18 protein-coding genes and 5 tRNA genes are annotated in these 20,031 nt (G+C 41.8%); 17 read left to right on the top strand and 6 right to left on the bottom strand.

The genetic code is table 11. The annotated features are described in order from the left end of the window. Positions 1–272 precede the first annotated feature (272 nt). The 17 genes from rpsU to rpoC all read left to right on the top strand — a co-directional run bounded on the left by rpsU (position 273) and on the right by rpoC (position 14,955). Entirely contained in the window at positions 273–464 is a 192-nt protein-coding gene (rpsU, locus tag CZ367_RS06695; protein ID WP_004335867.1) for a 30S ribosomal protein S21, read from the top strand. Positions 465–536: 72 nt separating this feature from the next. Further along, positions 537–1,421, top strand: a complete 885-nt coding sequence (locus tag CZ367_RS06690) for a tyrosine recombinase XerC (RefSeq protein WP_077196155.1) — start codon at positions 537–539, stop codon at positions 1,419–1,421. A gap of 20 nt (positions 1,422–1,441) precedes the next feature. After that, positions 1,442–1,738, top strand: a complete 297-nt coding sequence (hpf, locus tag CZ367_RS06685) for a ribosome hibernation-promoting factor, HPF/YfiA family (protein WP_077196154.1) — start codon at positions 1,442–1,444, stop codon at positions 1,736–1,738. Between the two features lie 100 nt (positions 1,739–1,838). Continuing rightward, positions 1,839–1,912, top strand: a tRNA-Thr gene (locus CZ367_RS06680). Between the two features lie 29 nt (positions 1,913–1,941). Continuing rightward, a tRNA-Tyr gene (locus CZ367_RS06675) sits at positions 1,942–2,023 on the top strand. Between the two features lie 66 nt (positions 2,024–2,089). Next, positions 2,090–2,162: transfer RNA gene (locus CZ367_RS06670), tRNA-Gly, on the top strand. A 9-nt stretch (positions 2,163–2,171) separates the two neighbouring features. Then, positions 2,172–2,243 (top strand) — tRNA-Thr (locus CZ367_RS06665). A 73-nt stretch (positions 2,244–2,316) separates the two neighbouring features. Next, positions 2,317–3,507, top strand: coding sequence for an elongation factor Tu (tuf, locus tag CZ367_RS06660; protein ID WP_077196153.1), 1,191 nt, complete (start codon positions 2,317–2,319; stop codon positions 3,505–3,507). A 51-nt stretch (positions 3,508–3,558) separates the two neighbouring features. Further along, positions 3,559–3,631: transfer RNA gene (locus tag CZ367_RS06655), tRNA-Trp, on the top strand. A 15-nt stretch (positions 3,632–3,646) separates the two neighbouring features. Continuing rightward, on the top strand, positions 3,647–3,838 hold the full coding sequence (gene secE / locus CZ367_RS06650; RefSeq protein WP_077196152.1) for a preprotein translocase subunit SecE: 192 nt from the start codon (positions 3,647–3,649) through the stop codon (positions 3,836–3,838). A gap of 14 nt (positions 3,839–3,852) precedes the next feature. Then, positions 3,853–4,398 (top strand): transcription termination/antitermination protein NusG, encoded by a 546-nt coding sequence (nusG, locus tag CZ367_RS06645; RefSeq protein WP_077196151.1) that lies wholly within the window; start codon positions 3,853–3,855, stop codon positions 4,396–4,398. A 58-nt stretch (positions 4,399–4,456) separates the two neighbouring features. Beyond that, positions 4,457–4,897: a 50S ribosomal protein L11 gene (gene rplK, locus CZ367_RS06640; protein WP_077196150.1), complete on the top strand. Its 441-nt coding sequence runs from the start codon at positions 4,457–4,459 to the stop codon at positions 4,895–4,897. Positions 4,898–4,918: 21 nt separating this feature from the next. Beyond that, a complete protein-coding gene (gene rplA, locus CZ367_RS06635; protein ID WP_077196149.1) occupies positions 4,919–5,611 on the top strand; it encodes a 50S ribosomal protein L1 in 693 nt (230 codons plus the stop codon). A gap of 18 nt (positions 5,612–5,629) precedes the next feature. Then, positions 5,630–6,148, top strand: coding sequence for a 50S ribosomal protein L10 (rplJ, locus tag CZ367_RS06630; RefSeq protein ID WP_077196148.1), 519 nt, complete (start codon positions 5,630–5,632; stop codon positions 6,146–6,148). Between the two features lie 59 nt (positions 6,149–6,207). After that, the gene (rplL, locus tag CZ367_RS06625) at positions 6,208–6,591 is read left to right on the top strand and encodes a 50S ribosomal protein L7/L12 (protein ID WP_077196147.1); all 384 of its coding nucleotides are present in this window, start codon (positions 6,208–6,210) and stop codon (positions 6,589–6,591) included. Between the two features lie 169 nt (positions 6,592–6,760). Next, on the top strand, positions 6,761–10,570 hold the full coding sequence (rpoB, locus tag CZ367_RS06620) for a DNA-directed RNA polymerase subunit beta (protein WP_077196146.1): 3,810 nt from the start codon (positions 6,761–6,763) through the stop codon (positions 10,568–10,570). A gap of 26 nt (positions 10,571–10,596) precedes the next feature. After that, on the top strand, positions 10,597–14,955 hold the full coding sequence (rpoC, locus tag CZ367_RS06615) for a DNA-directed RNA polymerase subunit beta' (RefSeq protein ID WP_077196145.1): 4,359 nt from the start codon (positions 10,597–10,599) through the stop codon (positions 14,953–14,955). 214 nt (positions 14,956–15,169) lie between these two features. On the opposite strand, the gene CZ367_RS16220 is transcribed toward rpoC, so the two are convergent. From CZ367_RS16220 to ftsZ, 6 genes are all read right to left on the bottom strand, one after another. Further along, positions 15,170–15,391 (bottom strand): IS66 family transposase, encoded by a 222-nt coding sequence (locus tag CZ367_RS16220; protein ID WP_237581564.1) that lies wholly within the window; start codon positions 15,389–15,391, stop codon positions 15,170–15,172. A 442-nt stretch (positions 15,392–15,833) separates the two neighbouring features. Beyond that, positions 15,834–16,178: an IS66 family insertion sequence element accessory protein TnpB gene (gene tnpB, locus CZ367_RS06605; protein ID WP_077195214.1), complete on the bottom strand. Its 345-nt coding sequence runs from the start codon at positions 16,176–16,178 to the stop codon at positions 15,834–15,836. 380 nt (positions 16,179–16,558) lie between these two features. Further along, a complete protein-coding gene (locus CZ367_RS06600) occupies positions 16,559–17,038 on the bottom strand; it encodes a Csac_0668 family 2Fe-2S cluster-binding (seleno)protein (RefSeq protein WP_077197386.1) in 480 nt (159 codons plus the stop codon). 84 nt (positions 17,039–17,122) lie between these two features. Then, complete coding sequence (locus CZ367_RS06595; protein ID WP_077196143.1) at positions 17,123–18,088, bottom strand: IS30 family transposase; 966 nt, start codon at positions 18,086–18,088, stop codon at positions 17,123–17,125. 334 nt (positions 18,089–18,422) lie between these two features. Continuing rightward, the gene (locus tag CZ367_RS16435) at positions 18,423–18,548 is read right to left on the bottom strand and encodes a hypothetical protein (RefSeq protein WP_262500722.1); all 126 of its coding nucleotides are present in this window, start codon (positions 18,546–18,548) and stop codon (positions 18,423–18,425) included. A gap of 140 nt (positions 18,549–18,688) precedes the next feature. Continuing rightward, positions 18,689–19,999: a cell division protein FtsZ gene (gene ftsZ / locus CZ367_RS06590; RefSeq protein WP_077196142.1), complete on the bottom strand. Its 1,311-nt coding sequence runs from the start codon at positions 19,997–19,999 to the stop codon at positions 18,689–18,691. Between the last annotated feature and the right edge of the window lie 32 nt (positions 20,000–20,031).

The following is a 20,031-nucleotide window of genomic DNA, read 5'->3' as shown; positions in this document are numbered from 1 at the left end:
AGCTAATTTATAGAACCAGCCTTGATAGATATGCTTGATGAAAAAGACATAAAGTGGTAAGACGAGCAAAGACGAAGAAAACATCAGTCTAAAACGACTATAACAAGGTATTGTACTACAATAACCGTTTCGGACTCAAATAGAGCTGCTGAAAACAATAAAACAGTCCAATTATTTGGTAGTTAGGAAAATAAACTGTAATTTTGCAGGCGCTAAAGTGATATCGTATCACTTAGTAAACGTTTAACAATTAAATAATTAAAACAAAAAGTATGATTATTGTACCAGTAAAGGACGGCGAAAACATCGAAAGAGCCCTCAAGAAGTTTAAGAGAAAGTTTGAAAAGACAGGCGTAGTAAAAGAACTTCGCTCACGTCAGCAATTCGACAAACCTTCTGTTAAAAAGCGCTTGAAGATGGAACGTGCCGTTTACGTACAGCGTCTTCGTGACGCAGAGGAGTAAAATCCTACGTAAAAATTTGGTAGTTCAAATAATTTTTCGTAAATTCGTTGCCAATAAAGCAATATAAGCAGCGTGTTGGGTATTGAACAATTTTTGAAATACTTGCGTTTGGAACGAAACTATTCCGACCAAACAATAGTGAGCTACAGAGAAGACTTAGAACTTTTTCTGTTGTTTTTCAAAAAAAAAGATGTCCAATTGTCTTGGGAAACCATTGATGCTGACGTTGTGCGCGATTGGGTAGAATATATGATGGATAAAGGCAATAGTGCCACTTCGGTAAACAGAAGGTTAAGCGCACTACGCTCGTTCTATCGTTACGCATTGAAGCGGAAGCTCATAGAGCGTAATCCTATATATAATGTAAAAGGACCAAAACGGCAAAAAACATTACCACAGTTCTTGAAAGAGGCTGAAATGGATAAGCTGATTGATCCTGATATGTGGACGGACGATTATAATAATGTACTCGCACGTACCATAATAATAACATTCTATTCAACGGGAATACGATTGTCCGAACTTGTAAGCTTAGAGGATAAAGATATAAATGCTTTTACCAATGAGTTGAAAGTTACAGGAAAAAGAGACAAGCAGCGTATAATACCTTTCGGGGCGGAACTTGCTGAAACGTTGGAGTTGTATAAGCAAAAACGTGACGAGGAAGTGGACCGAATGGAAAAAGGACTTTTCTTAAATAAAAAAGGGAAACGAGTAAGCAATGCTTATGTGAGAAAACTTGTAAAAGAAAATCTTGCAAGAGTTTCTACTTTGAAGAAAAAGTCTCCCCACGTGTTGCGACATACCTTTGCTACTGCGATGCTCAATGCGGAAGCAGGATTGGGAAGTGTTAAAGAGTTGCTCGGGCACGAGAGTATTTCTACAACAGAAGTATATACTCACACCACCTTTGAGCAATTAAAGAAAGTATATAAAGACGCCCACCCACGGGCTTAACCTTTAAAAACGGAGGTAATATGGAAATTATGATTAAGTCGATACATTTCGACACTACCGAGAAATTAGAAGCCTTTATCAATAAAAAGGTAGAGAAATTAGAAAAGTCTTACGAAGACATTCAGAAAGTAGAGGTGCAATTAAAGGTGGAGAAACCTGCAACGGCAATGAATAAGACTACAAGTATTTCTATTTCAGCACCAGGTCATTCTTTCTTTGTAGAGAAAACTTGCGATACATTCGAAGAAGGAGTAGATATGTGTGTAGATGCTATGAAGGTTCAACTCACCAAAGCAAAGGAAAAACAAAGAAAATAATGAAAAAATCTCCATTTTTCTTGGAGAATAAAAAATAAAGCAGTATCTTTGCAGCCGTTTTACGACAAGTGCGAAAACGAGTAGCCAAACGGCTGCAATCGCCTCTTTAGCTCAGTTGGCCAGAGCACGTGATTTGTAATCTCGGGGTCGTTGGTTCGAATCCGACAAGAGGCTCAAAGGTAAATAAAGTGTTCGCACTTTAAGGGTAGTTTCCAGAGTGGCCAAATGGGGCAGACTGTAAATCTGCTGCTTCTAGCTTCGGTGGTTCGAATCCATCACTACCCACTTCAGTTGAAAAACTTATTGTCTATAGCAATCGACTTAAATTTAAGAGAATGTTTAGACGTTATTGCGGAAATAGCTCAGTTGATAGAGCACTAGCCTTCCAAGCTGGGGGTCGCGGGTTTGAGCCCCGTTTTCCGCTCTAAGTTTTGCTGTAATAGCTCAGTGGTAGAGCACTTCCTTGGTAAGGAAGAGGTCCTGAGTTCAACTCTCAGTTACAGCTCTACTCATTCTGTTCTAAAACTTAGTACAGATTAACAATAAAGATTATTCATTTATAAAATAAAAAATAAGCTATGGCTAAAGAGACATTTCAGCGTACCAAACCGCACGTAAATATTGGTACAATTGGTCACGTAGACCACGGTAAGACTACTTTGACAGCTGCCATTTCTAAGACTCTTCACGATAAGGGTTTCGGCGGTGAAGATGCTAAGTCTTTTGATCAGATTGATAACGCTCCAGAAGAAAAAGAGCGTGGTATTACTATCAACTCTTCACACATTGAATACGAAACAGCTAAGCGTCACTACGCTCACGTTGACTGTCCAGGTCACGCTGACTACGTAAAGAACATGGTTACTGGTGCTGCTCAGATGGACGGTGCAATCCTCGTTTGTGCTGCTACTGATGGTCCTATGCCTCAGACCCGTGAGCACGTACTTCTCGCTCGTCAGGTAAACGTACCTCGTTTGGTTGTTTTCTTGAACAAGTGTGATATGGTTGACGATGAGGAAATGCTCGAACTCGTTGAAATGGAGCTCGTTGAAATCCTTACTCAATACGAATACGAAGAAGATACTCCTATCATTCGCGGTTCTGCTCTTGGTGGTTTGAACGGTGTTGAAAAGTGGACTGATAAGATTATGGAACTTATGGACACTGTTGATACATGGATTCAAGAACCTCCACGTGCTACAGATAAGCCATTCTTGATGCCTATCGAAGACGTATTCTCAATCACAGGTCGTGGTACTGTTGCTACAGGTCGTATTGAAACTGGTGTTATCCACGTTGGTGACGAAGTAGAATTGCTCGGTCTCGGTGAAGACAAGAGATCTACTGTAACAGGTGTAGAAATGTTCCGTAAGATTCTTGATGAAGGTCAAGCTGGTGATAACGTAGGTCTTCTCCTCCGTGGTATCGATAAGGATGAAATTAAGCGTGGTATGGTACTTTGCCACCCAGGTCAGATTAAGCCATTCAAGAAGTTCAAGGCAACTGTTTATATCTTGAAGAAGGAAGAAGGTGGTCGTCACACTCCATTCGGTAATAAGTATCGTCCACAGTTCTACCTCCGTACAATGGACTGTACAGGTGAAATCACATTGCCAGAAGGTGTAGAAATGGTTATGCCTGGTGACAATGTTGAAATCAAGGTTGAACTTATCTACGCTGTAGCTTTGAACCCAGGTCTCCGTTTCGCTATCCGTGAAGGTGGTCGTACAGTAGGTTCTGGTCAGATTACAGAAGTTTACGAAGATTAATCTCCGAAACTAAAATAAAATAGTGTTCCCGCACTTGCGGGAACCTATCCTACGGGTTTAGCTCAGTTGGTAGAGCACTGGTCTCCAAAACCAGGTGTCGAGGGTTCGAGTCCTTCAACCCGTGCTAAAGAAAGATAATATGTTCAAGAAATTTGTAAATTACTGCAAGGACTGTTACGAAGAACTTGCGCATAGAACAACATGGCCAACACGTGCCGAACTAACACATAGTGCAATGGTTGTATTATCTGCTTCCCTAGTCATTGCAATTATTGTGTTTGTTTTTGATGTTATATCACAGCACGTAATGGATTTTGTTTATCCAGGCTAAATACAATTAGGAAGATGGCGGATACAGAAAAGAAATGGTATGTGCTTCGCGCCATAAGTGGAAAGGAAGCTAAGGTGAAAGAATACATCGATGCTGAATTGAGACAGAATGCGAAGTTGGCAGAGCGTGTCTTCGAGGTTTTATTACCTACTGAAAGTCACGCATCTTTGCGTAATGGCAAGCGTATTGTAACAGAGAAGTTAAGTCTTCCTGGATATGTGCTTGTTCAAGCCAATATGAATTCGGAGATTGCTTCGGCACTCCGTTTTATGCCTAATGTACTTGGTTTCCTCGGAGGTATGGCAGAACCAACACCTGTTCGTCAGGCAGAGGTAAATCGCTTACTTGGAAATGTGGAAGAAACTGTCATTGATGATGTTCAGGACATTCCATACGAGGTAGGAGAGTCTGTAAAGGTTACTGATGGACCATTTAGTGGCTTCCACGGCATTATCGAAGAGGTAAATGCTGAAAAACATAAACTGAAGGTTATGGTGATGATTTTTGGACGACAAAATCCTTTGGAGCTAAGTTTTATGCAAGTATCAAAAGAAGAGTAATTACTGTTACGAGTAACTACATTCTTTTATAATTAACAATTTTAATATTCACAAAGAAATGGCTAAAGAAGTTGCTGGATTAATCAAATTACAGATTAAAGGTGGCGCTGCAAATCCTTCTCCTCCAGTAGGCCCTGCATTGGGTTCTAAGGGTATCAACATTATGGGCTTCTGCAAAGAATTCAATGCTCGTACCCAGGATAAGGCTGGAAAGGTTCTTCCAGTTGTCATCACATACTACAACGATAAGTCTTTCAGCTTTATTATCAAGACTCCTCCTGCAGCTGTACAGTTGCTCGAAGCAGCCAAGGTAAAGAGCGGTTCAGGCGAGCCAAACCGTAAAAAAGTTGCATCTGTAACTTGGGATCAGGTGAAGGCTATTGCAGAAGATAAGATGCCAGACCTCAATTGTTTTACTATTGAGAGCGCAATGAAACTTATCGCAGGTACTGCACGTAGTATGGGAATTGCTGTAAAAGGGGACTTCCCAGGTAAATAACATTAAACTTCAAAAGTAAAAATGAGTAAACTGACAAAAAATCAGAAATCAGTAGCTGAGAAGGTTGAACTAGGGAAGGCATACACTTTGAACGAAGCTTCTAAACTTGTAAAGGAAATTACTACTACAAAGTTTGACGCTTCTGTCGACATTGATGTTCGCTTAGGAGTTGACCCACGTAAAGCAAACCAAATGGTTCGTGGTGTGGTAACATTGCCTAACGGAACAGGTAAAGTGACACGTGTGCTGTGTCTCTGTACACCTGATCAGGAAGCTGCTGCAAAGGAAGCTGGTGCTGATCACGTTGGTCTTGATGAATACATTCAGAAGATCAATAGCGGATGGACAGATATTGATGTAATCATTACTATGCCATCTTGTATGGGTAAGGTAGGTCCTTTGGGTCGTGTACTCGGTCCTCGTGGCTTGATGCCAAACCCAAAGAGTGGTACTGTAACTATGGATGTTGCTAAGGCAGTAAGAGATGTTAAGTCTGGTAAGATTGACTTTAAGGTTGATAAGGCTGGTATTATCCACACTTCAATCGGTAAAGTTAGTATGACACCTGAACAGATTTTTGGCAATGCTAAGGAATTTATTTCTACCGTTGTTAAATTGAAGCCTGCTGCTGCTAAAGGTACATATATCAAGAGTATCTTTATTTCAAGCACAATGAGTAAGGGTATCAAGATTGATCCTAAATCAGCTGAATAATCCTAAAAGTTTTGTAAAATGAAGAAAGAAGTAAAAGATACGATTATCACTGACCTCGGTGAGAAACTTAAGGAATATCCTCATTTCTATCTTGTTGATGTAACAGGATTGAACGCAGAGGCTACAAGTGCTCTCCGTCGTAAGTGCTTCAAGAGCGAAATCAAAATGGTGGTTGTGAAGAACAATCTTCTTCACAAGGCTTTTGAAGCTTCAGAATTGGATTATGAACCTTTATATGGTTCTTTGAAGGGTAATACAGCTGTAATGTTCTCACAGACAGCTAATGTACCTGCTAAACTTCTTAAAGAATATGCTAAGGAAGGTGTGCCTGCTTTGAAGGCTGCATACGCTGAAGAGTCTATATTCATTGGAAGTGATAAGCTCGAAGAACTTGTAGCTCTAAAGAGCAAGAACGAACTTATTGCAGATGTTGTGGCATTGCTACAGTCTCCAGCAAAGAACGTTGTTTCTGCTCTCCAATCTGGCGCAAACACCATCCATGGTGTGCTTAAGACTTTAGGCGAGCGTCCTGAATAAACTTACATAAAGTCGATTAAATTACATTAATAACCGAATAAATTAAAATTAAATACAAAATGGCAGATATTAAAGCTATTGCAGAAGAGTTGGTAAACCTTACTGTAAAGGAAGTTAACGAGTTGGCAACAGTCCTCAAGGACGAGTACGGAATTGAACCTGCTGCTGCAGCTGTTGCAGTTGCTGGTCCTGCTGCTGGTGGCGCTGCTGCTGGTGGTGCAGCTGAAGAAAAGACTGAATTTGACGTTGTTCTTGTTGATGCAGGTGCAAGCAAATTGAAGGTTGTAAAGGCTGTTAAGGAAGCTTGTGGTCTTGGTTTGAAGGATGCTAAGGACCTCGTAGATGGTGCTCCTTCTACTATCAAGGAAGGCGTTGCTAAGGATGAAGCTGAAAACTTGAAGAAGCTCATCGAAGCTGAAGGTGCTAAGATTGAGTTGAAGTAATCACTCTTCTTGCGTAATGCGATCAGTTTTTAACTGAAAGATTACATTTTAAATTATACGGTTAGGATTTACCAAGTAGGTGAGTCCTAACCTTTTTATGTCTTTAGACATTTTTTCAGGGTATCATGGTCGTAGGTTCGACCTATTGATAATCTATTAAAATATATTTATGGCAACAGAGAATAAACCCAGAGTAAACTTTGCCAGTGTGCAAAGTCCGTATCCTTACCCGGACTTCCTCGACTTGCAATTGAAATCTTTCCGCGATTTCTTGCAATTGGATACACCGCCTGAGGAACGCAAGAATGACGGCTTATATAAGGTGTTCGTAGAGAGTTTCCCTATTACCGATACACGTAATAATTTCGTTCTTGAGTTCTTGGATTACTATATCGACCCACCTCGTTATTCTATTAATGAATGTTTGGAGCGTGGCTTGACTTATAGTGTACCTATGAAGGCCAAGATGAAACTGTATTGTACAGACCCAGATCACGAGGATTTCGGAACTTTTATTCAAGATGTATTCTTGGGTACCATTCCATATATGACAAGCAATGGTACGTTTATCATTAATGGTGCTGAACGTGTGGTTGTTTCTCAGTTGCACCGTTCACCTGGCGTATTCTTTGGTCAAGGTGTACACGCTAACGGTACTGTGCTTTACAGTGCTCGTATCATTCCTTTTAAGGGTTCTTGGATAGAGTTTGCAACTGACATTAATAATGTTATGTATGCTTACATCGATCGTAAGAAAAAGTTGCCTGTAACAACAATGCTTCGTGCTATTGGCTACGAAAGCGACAAAGATATTCTTCAGATTTTTGACCTTTGTGAAGAAGTGAAGGTAAATAAGAAGAATATGAAGGCTGCCCTCGGAAGAAAGTTGGCAGGTAATGTTATGAAGAGTTGGAACGAAGACTTCGTTGATGAGGATACAGGTGAAGTAGTATCTATTGAGCGTAACGAGGTTGTTGTTGAACGCGAAACAGAAATTACAGAAGACAATCTTGATATTATTGTTGAGAGTGGCGTTTCTTCTGTTCTCCTTCATAAGGATGCTGATGTTGCCAACAAGTTCTCTATTATCTTCAATACACTTGCAAAAGACCCAAGCCACTCTGAAATTGAGGCAGTAAACTATATTTATCGTCAGTTGCGTAATGCTGATGCTGCCGATGATGCGAGTGCAAGAGAAGTATTCCAAAACCTTTTCTTCTCAGACAAGCGTTACGACTTGGGAGAAGTAGGACGATATAGAATTAATACTAAGTTGGGACTCGAAACCGATACGGACACTCGTGTCTTGACTAAAGATGATATTATTGAGATTATTAAATATCTCATCAACCTCATCAACTCTAATGCGACGGTTGACGATATTGACCATTTGTCAAATCGTCGTGTGCGTACAGTAGGTGAGCAGTTGGCTAACCAATTCTCTATTGGTTTGGCTCGAATGAGTCGTACTATTCGCGAGCGTATGAACGTTCGTGATAATGAGGTGTTCCAACCAACAGACTTGATTAATGCTAAGACAATTTCAAGTGTTATCAACTCGTTCTTTGGTACAAACCCATTGAGCCAGTTTATGGATCAGACCAACCCATTAGCAGAGGTAACTCACAAGCGTCGTCTTTCGGCTCTTGGTCCTGGTGGTCTTTCTCGTGAGCGTGCAGGTTTCGAGGTACGTGATGTGCATTATACTCACTATGGCCGTCTTTGTCCAATTGAGTCGCCTGAAGGTCCTAATATTGGTTTGATTTCTTCATTGTGCCTCTATGCTAAGATTACAGACCTTGGCTTTATCTCAACTCCATATCGTAAGGTAAACAACGGAGTGGTAGACTTGGACAACGACCACGTTGTTTATATGACTGCTGAAGAGGAAGAAGAATTGCCAGTAGGACAGGGTAATGCACCTTTGAGAGCTGATGGTACATTCATTCGTGATTATGTAAAGTGTCGTCAGGACGCTGACTATCCTGTTGTTGAGCCTAATGAAGTGGCTTTGATGGACGTTGCTCCGCAGCAGATTGCATCTGTGTCAGCTGGTTTGATTCCTTTCTTGGAACACGATGACGGTCACCGTGCATTGATGGGCTGTAATATGATGCGTCAGGCAGTGCCATTGCTTCACAACGATGCTCCTATTGTAGGAACAGGTTTGGAAAAGCAGGTATGTGAAGACTCACGTACAATGGTTACAGCAGAAGGCGATGGTGTTATTGAATATGTTGACGCTACAACTATTCGTATCCTTTACGACCGTACAGAGGACGAAGAGTTTGTAAGCTTTGAACCAGCACTTAAGGAGTATAGAATACCTAAGTTCCGCAGAACTAACCAAAATATGGTTATTGACCTTCGTCCTATTTGCGATAAGGGTCAACGTGTTAAGGCTGGCGATATATTGACAGAAGGTTACGCTACAGAGAATGGCGAATTAGCATTGGGTAGAAACCTCCTTGTGGCTTATATGCCTTGGAAGGGTTACAACTATGAAGATGCTGTCGTTATTTCAGAACGTATGGTACGTGAAGACGTATTGACTTCTGTTCACGTAGATGAATATTCTTTGGAAGTACGTGAAACAAAGCGTGGCGTAGAAGAATTTACAGCTGATATTCCTAACGTTAGTGAAGAAGCAACAAAAGACCTTGATGAAAATGGTGTTATCCGCATTGGTGCTCGTGTAGAGCCAGGCGATATTATGATTGGTAAGATTTCGCCTAAGGGGGAAAGCGACCCATCTCCAGAAGAGAAATTGCTTCGTGCTATCTTTGGTGACAAGGCTGGTGACGTGAAAGATTCTTCATTGAAGGCTAATCCATCTTTGAGTGGTGTAGTAATTGATAAGAAACTCTTTGCTCGTGCTATCAAGACTCGTGAAAACAAGCGTCAAGATAAGGTAACACTCCAACGTATTGATGAAGAGCAAGAAGCTAAGAATAATGACTTGAAAGACCTGTTGGTAGACAAGCTTTTGGAATTGACTGAAGACAAGGTTTCTCAAGGTATTAAAGATTATTCTAATGCAGAGATAATTACTAAGGGTAGCAAGTTTACAGTTGCAGCTTTAAAGAACCTTGATTATGAGGGTATTCAATCAAATGGTTGGACAGATGATGAACATACCAACTTCTTAATTCAGCAATTGATAATGAACTACATCCGTAAGTTCAAGCAGATGGACGCTGAATTGAAGCGTAAAAAGTTTGCTATCACAATTGGTGATGAACTTCCATCGGGTGTTCTTCAGATGGCTAAGGTTTACATTGCTAAGAAACGTAAGATTCAAGTTGGTGATAAATTGGCTGGTCGCCACGGTAACAAGGGTATTGTTTCTAAGGTGGTACGTGCTGAAGATATGCCATTCTTGGAAGATGGTCGTCCTGTAGACTTGGTATTGAATCCTATGGGTGTGCCTTCTCGTATGAACCTTGGACAGATTTTCGAAGCTATCCTCGGTGCAGCTGGCCGTAACCTCGGTGTTAAGTTTGCTACCCCTATCTTTGATGGTGCTAAACTTGATGACTTGAAGGAATGGACAGATAAAGCAGGTTTGCCTCCAATGTGTTCTACTTATATATATGATGGTGAAACAGGTGAACGTTTCGACCAACCTGCAACAGTGGGTGTAACTTACTTCTTGAAGTTAGGACACATGGTTGAAGACAAGATGCACGCTCGTAGTATCGGTCCATACTCACTCATTACACAGCAACCTCTTGGTGGTAAGGCACAGTTTGGTGGACAGCGTTTCGGAGAAATGGAAGTTTGGGCCATCGAGGCCTTCGGTGCATCACACGTACTTCAGGAAATTTTGACAGTTAAGTCGGACGACGTTGTTGGACGTTCTAAGGCTTACGAAGCAATAGTTAAGGGCGAACCTATGCCTGCAGCAGGTATTCCTGAATCGTTGAATGTATTGCTACATGAACTTCGTGGTCTTGGATTGAGCATCAAACTTGATTAATTTGAACACCCCAAAATAAAAGAAACATGGCTTTTAAAAAAGATAATAAAGTTAAGAGTAATTTTAACAAGATTACGATTGGTTTAGCTTCTCCAGAAGAAATCCTTGAGAATTCTTTTGGCGAGGTAACCAAGCCAGAAACAATCAACTACCGTACTTACAAGCCTGAACGTGATGGTTTGTTCTGTGAGCGCATCTTTGGTCCTACAAAGGATTATGAATGTGCCTGCGGTAAGTACAAGCGTATTCGCTATAAGGGAATTGTTTGTGACCGATGCGGTGTTGAAGTTACTGAAAAGAAAGTGCGTCGTGAGCGTGCTGGACACATCGAACTTGTTGTTCCAGTAGCACATATTTGGTATTTCAGAAGTCTTCCTAACAAGATTGGTTATTTGTTGGGTCTTCCTACAAAGAAGTTGGATAGCGTAGTTTACTATGAGAAGTACATCGTTATTCAGCCAGGTGTTGTAGAAGGAATGAAAAATTCTGATACAGAGGATGAATTAAATGGTTCGCATAAATATGACCTTCTAAGCGAAGAGGAATATCTTGAGATTATAGATAACAAGTTGCCAGAAGGTAACGAACGTTTAGAGAACTCTGACCCAAAGAAGTTTATTGCTAAGATGGGTGCAGAGGCTATCTATGACCTCTTGAGAGATATTGACCTTGACCGTTTGGCAGGTGAACTTCGTGACCGTGCAACAACAGACACAAGCCAGCAGCGTAAGACTGAGGCTTTGAAGCGTTTGCAGATTGTAGAAGCATTCCGTCAGTCTAAAGATATTAATCGTCCTGAATGGATGATTATGAAGATTGTACCTGTAACTCCTCCAGAGTTGCGCCCATTGGTACCATTAGATGGTGGTCGTTTTGCAACATCCGACTTGAATGACCTTTATCGTCGTGTTATCATTCGTAACAACCGTTTGAAACGATTGATGGAGATTAAAGCTCCTGAAGTAATTCTCCGTAATGAGAAACGTATGCTTCAGGAAGCTGTCGACTCTTTGTTCGATAACAGTCGCAAGTCTTCAGCAGTGAAGAGCGAGAGCAATCGTCCTTTGAAATCACTTTCAGATTCGTTGAAAGGTAAGCAAGGCCGTTTCCGTCAGAATCTCCTTGGTAAGCGTGTTGACTATTCTGCACGTTCGGTTATTGTTGTAGGTCCTGAATTGAAGATGGGCGAATGTGGTTTGCCTAAGTTGATGGCAGCCGAACTCTACAAGCCATTCATTATCCGTAAGCTCATTGAGCGTGGTATTGTGAAGACTGTTAAGAGTGCTAAGAAGATTGTAGACCGCCGTGAGCCTGTAATTTGGGATATTCTTGAAAATGTAATGAAGGGACATCCTGTATTGCTCAACCGTGCTCCTACACTTCACCGTCTTGGTATTCAGGCTTTCCAACCTAAATTGATAGAAGGTAAGGCTATTCAGCTCCACCCATTGGCTTGTACAGCGTTCAATGCCGACTTCGATGGCGACCAGATGGCTGTTCACCTTCCATTGAGTAATGAGGCTGTTCTTGAAGCACAAGTATTAATGCTTCAAAGTCACAATATTTTGAACCCTGCTAATGGTGCGCCTATTACCGTTCCTTCTCAAGATATGGTGCTTGGTCTTTATTATATCACAAAGATACGTCCAGGTGCTAAAGGTGAAGGATTGTCGTTCTATGGTTCGGAAGAAGCTATCATTGCACACAATGAAGGACGTTGCGACCTTCACGCTCAAGTGAAAGTTATTGTTGACGACCTTGTTGATGGTAAACTTCAGAAGCGTATGGTAGAAACCTCTGTGGGTCGTGTGATTGTAAATCAGATTATTCCAACAGAAGTAGGTTTCTTCAATGGAATTATTTCTAAGAAATCGCTCCGTGGTTTGATTGCCGATGTTATTAAGGCTGTTGGTATGGCACGTGCTTGTGCTTTCCTTGATGGTATTAAGAACTTAGGTTACTATATGGCTTATTCTGCTGGTCTTTCGTTCAACTTGGGCGATATTATCGTACCTGCTGAGAAACCTGAAATTGTAGGTAAGGGACAAGCAGAAGTAGATCAAGTGAAGGCTAACTATGAAATGGGGTTCATTACCGATAAGGAACGTTATAATCAGGTAATTGATGCGTGGACTCACGTTAACAATAACTTGAAAGCAAGCGTGATGAAGCACATGATTGAAGACGACCAAGGTTTCAATGCTGTATATATGATGCTCGATTCTGGTGCGCGTGGTTCTGCCGACCAGATTGCACAGCTTGCAGGTATGCGTGGTTTGATGGCTAAGCCTCAGAAGGCTGGTGCTGAAGGTGCGCAGATTATTGAAAACCCAATCCTTTCTAACTTTAAGGAAGGTATGTCAGTACTCGAATACTTTATTGCTTCTCACGGTGCTCGTAAGGGTCTTGCTGATACAGCTATGAAGACTGCCGATGCTGGATACTTGACACGTCGTCTTGTAGACGTGTCTCACGACGTGATTATTACCGAAGCCGACTGTGGTTCGCTCCGTGGTCTTGAGTGCCGTGCGTTGAAGAATGGTGACGAGGTTATTGCTTCTCTTTATGAGCGTATTCTTGGACGTGTATCTGTACACGATGTAATTCACCCAACAACTGGTGAACTAATCGTTGGTGCAGGTGAAGAAATTACAGAGCCAAAGGCGAAAATGATAGACGAGTCGCCACTCGAGATGGTTGAAATCCGTTCGGTACTTACCTGTGAGAGCAAGAAGGGTGTTTGTCAGAAGTGTTATGGACGCAACCTTGCTACTGCTCGAATGATTCAATTAGGCGAAGCAGTTGGTGTTATCGCAGCACAAGCTATTGGTGAACCTGGTACACAGCTTACCCTCCGTACTTTCCACGCTGGTGGTATTGCTTCAAATGCTGCTGCTAATGCGGCAATCGTTGCTAAGAACGAAGCTAAGATAGAGTTTGATGAACTCCGCACCGTTCCATTCATCGATGAAGAAGACAAGGTTTGTGAAAAAGTTGTGAGCCGTTTGGCTGAAGTACGTTTCATCGATGCTAATACAGGAATTGTACTCCTTACCGAAAGCGTACCATACGGTAGTTCGCTCTATTTCAAGAGTGGCGATAAGGTAAAGAAGGGCGACTTGATTTGCAAGTGGGACCCATTCAATGCCGTTATTGTAAGCGAATATGCAGGTTCGCTCCGTATCCACGACGTGATAGAAGGATTGACCTATAAGGCTGAAACCGACGATGCTACCGGTCTTACCGAACGTATTATTACCGAATCTCGCGACAAGTCGAAAGTTCCTACTGTCGACATCGTGCGTATTGGTGCTAAGAAGGGTGCTGATGGCAATTATGCTCCAGAAGATATATTTGGTACATACAACCTCCCTGTGGGTGGTCACTTGGAACAAATAGTTAAAGACGGTGCAGAAATCAAGACAGGTACAACCCTTGTTAAGATACCACGTTCGCTTGGTGGTGCGGGTGACATCACGGGTGGTCTTCCACGTGTTACTGAGTTGTTTGAAGCTCGCAACCCTTCTAACCCTGCTGTTGTTTCAGAAATCGATGGTGAGGTTACAATGGGTAAGGTAAAGCGTGGTAATCGTGAAATCATCGTAACCTCTAAGACAGGTGAACAGCGCAAATACCTCGTAAGTCTTTCTAAGCAAATCCTTGTTCAGGAACACGATGCTGTACGTGCAGGTACACCACTCTCAGACGGTATCATCACTCCAGCAGATATTCTTTCTATCAAAGGTCCTACCGCTGTACAAGAATATATCGTAAACGAAGTTCAAGACGTATATCGTCTTCAAGGTGTGAAGATTAATGACAAACACTTTGAAATCATCGTTCGTCAGATGATGCGTAAAGTACGTATTGACGACCCTGGAGATACAACATTCCTCGAGCAAGAGATGTGCGACAAGCTCGATTTCTCGGCTGAGAACGACCGTATCTGGGGTAAGAAGGTTGTTACCGACCCGGGCGATTCAGAGAACTGCTACAAGGGTCAAATCCTTTCAGTACGCAAGTTGCGCGATGAAAATTCAAGTCTTAAGCGTCGCGACCTCCGCACCGTTCAAGTGCGTGATGCTGTTCAAGCTACCGCTACTCAGATGCTTCAGGGTATTACCCGTGCAGCTCTCGGTACAAAGAGCTTTATGTCGGCGGCTTCTTTCCAGGAAACTACAAAGGTGCTCAACGAGGCAGCTATCCGTGGCAAGAGCGATATGCTTGAAGGTATGAAAGAAAATGTAATCTGCGGACACCTTGTTCCTGCAGGTACAGGTCTTCGCCAGTGGCAAAAGCTCATCGTAGGTTCTAAAGAAGAACACGTACGTATGGAAGCAAACAAGAAGAATGTACTCGACTTTGCTGACAAGAAAGAAGATTAAACTTATTTAGTTTCTTATAGAATGTTTATTCTTGATTGAAACTAATACTTACTTATAAAAAGAGCTTATTCTTAACTGAATGAGCTCTTTTTATTTATACTATAAATATTTCTTGTTTAAAGAGCGAATAAATACATAGTAAGCATCCAATATTAGCCGACTTTCACACCAACAAATAACCCTTATATGTCTGGCAGCATATAAGGGTTATTTGTTATTTGAAGTTTGAAGGTAGCATTTTCGTGAGTTCCTCCTCCGTCATATCGAGCAGGGGCCTTGAAAGAACTTCCTTCATCCATTTGTATGGCTCTATGTCTGCTTCCCTGCAACACGCCATGAAGGTATAGAAGATGGCATTGTTCTCTGCTCCCTCATTGTTACCACAGAACAGGTAGTTCTTTCTTCCAAGCGTGATGGGCCTGATGACCTGTTCCATGNATATTCTCGGGAACATAGGAGGCGTAGGCCCTACCCTTTCTGGAAGGACGGCTCACACGGCGTGATGACCTGCGTTGTCCGGCCTGCTGTTTTATCTCCTTGATGATGGGAAGGGCTTCCACCTGAGCCAGGGAACCCTCTTTGGCCCACTGCTCGTCAAAAAGCGTACCCGCCCAGCCGCTTGCACTCTCAGGCAGGCGTTTCTCGCTGCGCCTGCCAAATACCATGCGCTCAAGTTCAAGAATACGACGGGACTTTCGTTCCAGCTCAGCATCCTTAATCTTAAGCTCAGCATCCCTTTGCTCAAGAAGTTTAACAACAGTTTCCCGAGTGAGAGAATGGTAGTCAGATGTCATTGTGCAATAAGGCATATCCATCACATTATCAGTTCTTTATACGATGTAAAGTTACAAAAAATATCTGACACTGGCAAGAAAACACTAAGATTTGTTGTATCTTTTTCTTCGGTAGCAATTAGGATTTATACCTTCAATATAGAGTACCAATTCGTCCCAGCGAAGTTCATAAAATCCAGTTCTCGCCCGTATGATTTTAGGACTCAGGCAACCCTGTGCCATCTGTTTATGATACACGACAAAACCACAGCGTTCCCAGTGCAGCAATTTAATTCGGTTACGGGATCGATTGTAGAAAACGTAGACAACACCATCAGAAGGATTGAAGTCATTGCGGCGTACCAATTGGGACAGGCGAAGAATACCCTGACGCATGTCCACAGGAGTGCAACAAACCCGAAAAACATTTGTTTCGTTGAGTACAAACATAAGTTTTTCGGGCAAAGGTAGTAAAGCAAGAATGTTACACAAAGGCGGCTAATATTGGATGCTTACGATTGAAACTCCTTAAAGTATCAATATACAATAGTTTTACAGGAGAAAAAGAGATGTAAGTACTGGCTCTTTGTAAAATCGTGTTGGTAGAAGTAGACGATTTTTCTACCAACACGATTTTTAATTTATTATAAAACTGATTTCTTTTAAAATCCTATAAGCCATTGATTTTATAAGTTTTATAGCTTGTTATTCTATTTTCTTGACATCAATACTACAGTCTCAACCCCTATGGTTATGGGGAACATATCCACGCTCGTAGATGGAGACATATCAAAGATTGGCTCTCGTTTGTAGGAACATATCGACTGTAATTATTTCATTTTCAAGCCTTTATCGATAGCTTCCTGAATAATCTTATGACAACAAACTCCCAACGGATTGTTTTCTTTACAATTAGAATTTTTCATTGCCCCAGTGATGGCATTTACTTCTTTTACGGATTTCGCGCCATACTTTACAACTGCTTCAATTACCTGATTTTCTGTGACTTCGCTACAATAACAAGCATACTTAGGATCTGCATCTTTCTTAAACCAGATAGGAACTCTAACTTGGTCTTTCAAGAATTTTATTTCATTATCTAAGTTATAGTAAACAACGTCGCAGTCCTCGTTCATGCAAATCTTATATTGATCTCCGTTAACAGCATTACGATAATCATCTACCACTAGATGTTCAACAGTTACTTTACTAACGGAAATCCCTTCATTATTACATACAGGACAATTGTCTTTAATTTGATCCGGCTTTTCTGTTTTGCATCCACAACAACATTCATTATTAATCTTCATATTCTTAGCCTCCATATTTTCATTATAATTTCTTTTTTAAACTAGGTAAAACCAATTTTGTAGAGTCCAACAGCAAATGCAAATTTATGGAAAGTTTTCGAAGAATTTGTATTTAGGGGTATCAAAATTTAATTTTTCTCTTGGTCTTCTGTTTATTTTCTTTTGTATTTCCATTATTTTTCGGTCAGAGAAATCGTTGAAGTTTGCCTTTTTTGGTATGTACCTTCTAATGAGTTTATTTGCGTTCTCTACAGCACCTTTCTGCCAGGAGGAGTAAGAATCGGTGAAGTAAACCACCACCGGATTTCTTCCATTCATGCTGAGCCGCCTTGTTATTTCCTCGTGTGCGGCAAACTCACATCCATTGTCAGTGGTAATGGTAAGCAGTGATTCCCTATATGGAAAGAGCAATTTTGCCACGGTCTTTGCCGTTGGTAACGCCTTCCGTCCCTGCGGCAGTCTTTCCATGAGAATGTAGTTAGTCGAGCGTTCCGTTAAGGTGACAATGGCATGACCGCACGAGTCGACGATAGTGTCCAGTTCCCAGTCTCCGAAGCGCGTGCCGTCAGCCTGCATTGGTCTCTGGTGTATGCTTATACGGTTAGGGATATTGGTAGCCTTCGTAGGACGCAACGCCTTGCTCCTCTTTGTGTATTTGAGCCTATGTGGCATATGTGAAGCAAGTTTTCCGGTGGTGTCTGCATGGACGTGGTTGTAGATGGTCTGCTTCACGATGTGAATACCCTCACGTCTGAGCACGCCTGCAATTTGGCTGGGAGACCAGTCCTCATCCTCTATCATGCGGTCAACACGCCACCATAAGTCCTCAGGCTTGCGGTGATTGCCTTTAAAGCCGTGCTTGCGGGCTTCGCACTTGGATTGTGCATACTTCCACACATGCGTGCCGTCTGGCTTGGAGTTTCGCCTGATTTCACGGATGACCGTTGAGCAGGACACTTCGATTTCCCTTGCTATACGGGATTTGCTCCATTTCCTTTGAAGTCCAAGATAGATTTCGTATCTTTGTGCTTCGATTAGTTGATTTGACATAGCAATACAAAATTAATTAATCTTAGGGAGATTTCGGTCTCCCTTTTTTTATTTGTATTGCTGATTGTTTCTTTACCTCGCCGAGAGATGCAGACAACCTCTCGCTACGCTTCGAGAACGTCTGCATCTCTCGGCGAGGGGTACTCTTTTATTGCACTTCGATTTTGAATCTGCACAAGAGTCATTCTGTGTAAAATCATGGAATATAAAACAGCGCAAACTCCACCTGTCTGCGTTTAACTGTAAGCATCCAATATTAGCCGCCTTTCACACCAATAAATAACCCTTATATGTCTGGCAGCATATAAGGGTTATTTGTTGGTGTGAAAGGCGGCTAATATTGGATGCTTACATTGAAGTCATTGCTGCGTACCAATTGGGACAGGCGAAGAATACCCTGACGCATGTCCACAGGAGTGCAACAAACCCGAAAAACATTTGTTTCGTTGAGTACAAACATAAGTTTTTCGGGCAAAGGTAGTAAAGCAAGAATGTTACACAAAGGCGGCTAATGTCGGATGCTTACCTTAAAACAATAAAGGCACTCATCAGAATTAAAGTGATGAGTGCCTTTTGGAGTTGGCATATTTGCCTTTGCAATTATGTAAAACTAATAACTCCTTGAATAGTTTCGGTAGATGTATCGTCCACCTTTTCAGGAGTAGCTTTTAAGTCTTTTATCATTTGCTTGGTACGCTTGTAAGTTGGCGTATTGTCGATAGCAAGAATAACATCTTCGTTGTCCAAATCGTCATTTGAGAACAGATAGATGTTGTGGCGACGTTTTACTTCTTTCGAGCTGTCTGTACCATAAATTCCGTCACGACGAGCTTTCTTTATCGCTTCTATCTCTTCCGTCTCTGCTAATTTCAGCATTTCTTCGTGCGAACGCTTTTCCAAACGTGTATTCATACCATCAACATTCTTGATACCGAAGCCCGTAGCAAGAATGGTTACTTTTACCTTTTTCCCCAACTCTGGGTCGAGCGCAATACCCCACTTTAGTTCGAAACCTGTTCCAAAATGGCTCATAAACTCGTGTACGTCGCCCATTTCTTCCATTGTCAAGCCTTGGTTGTCTTCGCCATCGCTACAGAAGTTGATAGAGAGCAATATCTTCTTAGAATTGTAAATATCGTTGTCGTTGAGCAAAGGAGAATTAAGTGCGTCCTCAATAGCTTGCTTCACACGGCCTTCGCCTTCGCCATATCCTGTACTCATAATGGCCACACCACCATCTTTCAATACAGTTTTTACATCATTAAAGTCGAGGTTTATCAAGCCGTGCACGGTAATAATCTCTGCAATACTCTTTGCCGCTACGCTCAATGTGTCATCAGCCTTTCCGAAAGCATTCAGCATACTAAGTTCAGGATATATCTTGCGGATACGTTCGTTATTGATTACCAAGAGGGCATCAACGTGTTTCGCCATTTCTTCAACACCGTCTAAAGCTTGGTCTATTTTAAACTTTCCTTCGAAAAGGAAAGGAATTGTAACGATACCTACGGTAAGTATGTCCATCTCTTTGCTCACGCGAGCAATGACAGGAGCAGCACCTGTACCCGTACCACCGCCCATACCAGCAGTGATGAAAGCCATCTTGGTGCCATCATTGAGCATTTTACGAATATCATCGATGGTTTCTTCGGCTGCCTCACACGCTCTTTCAGGCTTATTACCTGCGCCAAGTCCTTCCTTACCCAATTGCAAATGAATAGGCACAGGCGAGTCGTTAAGGGCTTGTGCGTCTGTGTTACAAAGCACGAAAGTAACATCGTGAATACCTTCACGATACATGTGGTTTACGGCATTACCACCGCCACCACCTACACCAATTACTTTGATGATGCTGTTGGGTTGTTCAGATACACCAAAGTCTAATACGTCTATATTATTATTGTCTGCCATAACAGTAATTTCGTTTTATGTTGCTTCTTATT

The organism is Prevotella ihumii (assembly GCF_900155655.1).
In the GTDB taxonomy this organism is placed as follows: Bacteria; Bacteroidota; Bacteroidia; order Bacteroidales; family Bacteroidaceae; genus Prevotella; species Prevotella ihumii.
This window is presented reverse-complemented; position numbering and strand designations above follow the sequence as displayed.

Bases quoted from the DNA above. Each gene is read 5' to 3' on its own strand.
- rpoC (WP_077196145.1), top strand. From the start codon at position 10,597: ATGGCTTTTAAAAAAGATAATAAAGTTAAGAGTAATTTTAACAAGATT.
- CZ367_RS16435 (WP_262500722.1), bottom strand. From the start codon at position 18,548: ATGTTTGTACTCAACGAAACAAATGTTTTTCGGGTTTGTTGCACTCCT.
- rplJ (WP_077196148.1), top strand. From the start codon at position 5,630: ATGAAGAAAGAAGTAAAAGATACGATTATCACTGACCTCGGTGAGAAA.
- tnpB (WP_077195214.1), bottom strand. From the start codon at position 16,178: ATGTTTGTACTCAACGAAACAAATGTTTTTCGGGTTTGTTGCACTCCT.
- nusG (WP_077196151.1), top strand. From the start codon at position 3,853: ATGGCGGATACAGAAAAGAAATGGTATGTGCTTCGCGCCATAAGTGGA.
- rplK (WP_077196150.1), top strand. From the start codon at position 4,457: ATGGCTAAAGAAGTTGCTGGATTAATCAAATTACAGATTAAAGGTGGC.
- secE (WP_077196152.1), top strand. From the start codon at position 3,647: ATGTTCAAGAAATTTGTAAATTACTGCAAGGACTGTTACGAAGAACTT.
- ftsZ (WP_077196142.1), bottom strand. From the start codon at position 19,999: ATGGCAGACAATAATAATATAGACGTATTAGACTTTGGTGTATCTGAA.
- CZ367_RS06595 (WP_077196143.1), bottom strand. From the start codon at position 18,088: ATGTCAAATCAACTAATCGAAGCACAAAGATACGAAATCTATCTTGGA.
- tuf (WP_077196153.1), top strand. From the start codon at position 2,317: ATGGCTAAAGAGACATTTCAGCGTACCAAACCGCACGTAAATATTGGT.
- rpoB (WP_077196146.1), top strand. From the start codon at position 6,761: ATGGCAACAGAGAATAAACCCAGAGTAAACTTTGCCAGTGTGCAAAGT.
- CZ367_RS16220 (WP_237581564.1), bottom strand. From the start codon at position 15,391: ATGGAACAGGTCATCAGGCCCATCACGCTTGGAAGAAAGAACTACCTG.
- rplA (WP_077196149.1), top strand. From the start codon at position 4,919: ATGAGTAAACTGACAAAAAATCAGAAATCAGTAGCTGAGAAGGTTGAA.
- hpf (WP_077196154.1), top strand. From the start codon at position 1,442: ATGGAAATTATGATTAAGTCGATACATTTCGACACTACCGAGAAATTA.
- CZ367_RS06600 (WP_077197386.1), bottom strand. From the start codon at position 17,038: ATGAAGATTAATAATGAATGTTGTTGTGGATGCAAAACAGAAAAGCCG.
- rplL (WP_077196147.1), top strand. From the start codon at position 6,208: ATGGCAGATATTAAAGCTATTGCAGAAGAGTTGGTAAACCTTACTGTA.
- rpsU (WP_004335867.1), top strand. From the start codon at position 273: ATGATTATTGTACCAGTAAAGGACGGCGAAAACATCGAAAGAGCCCTC.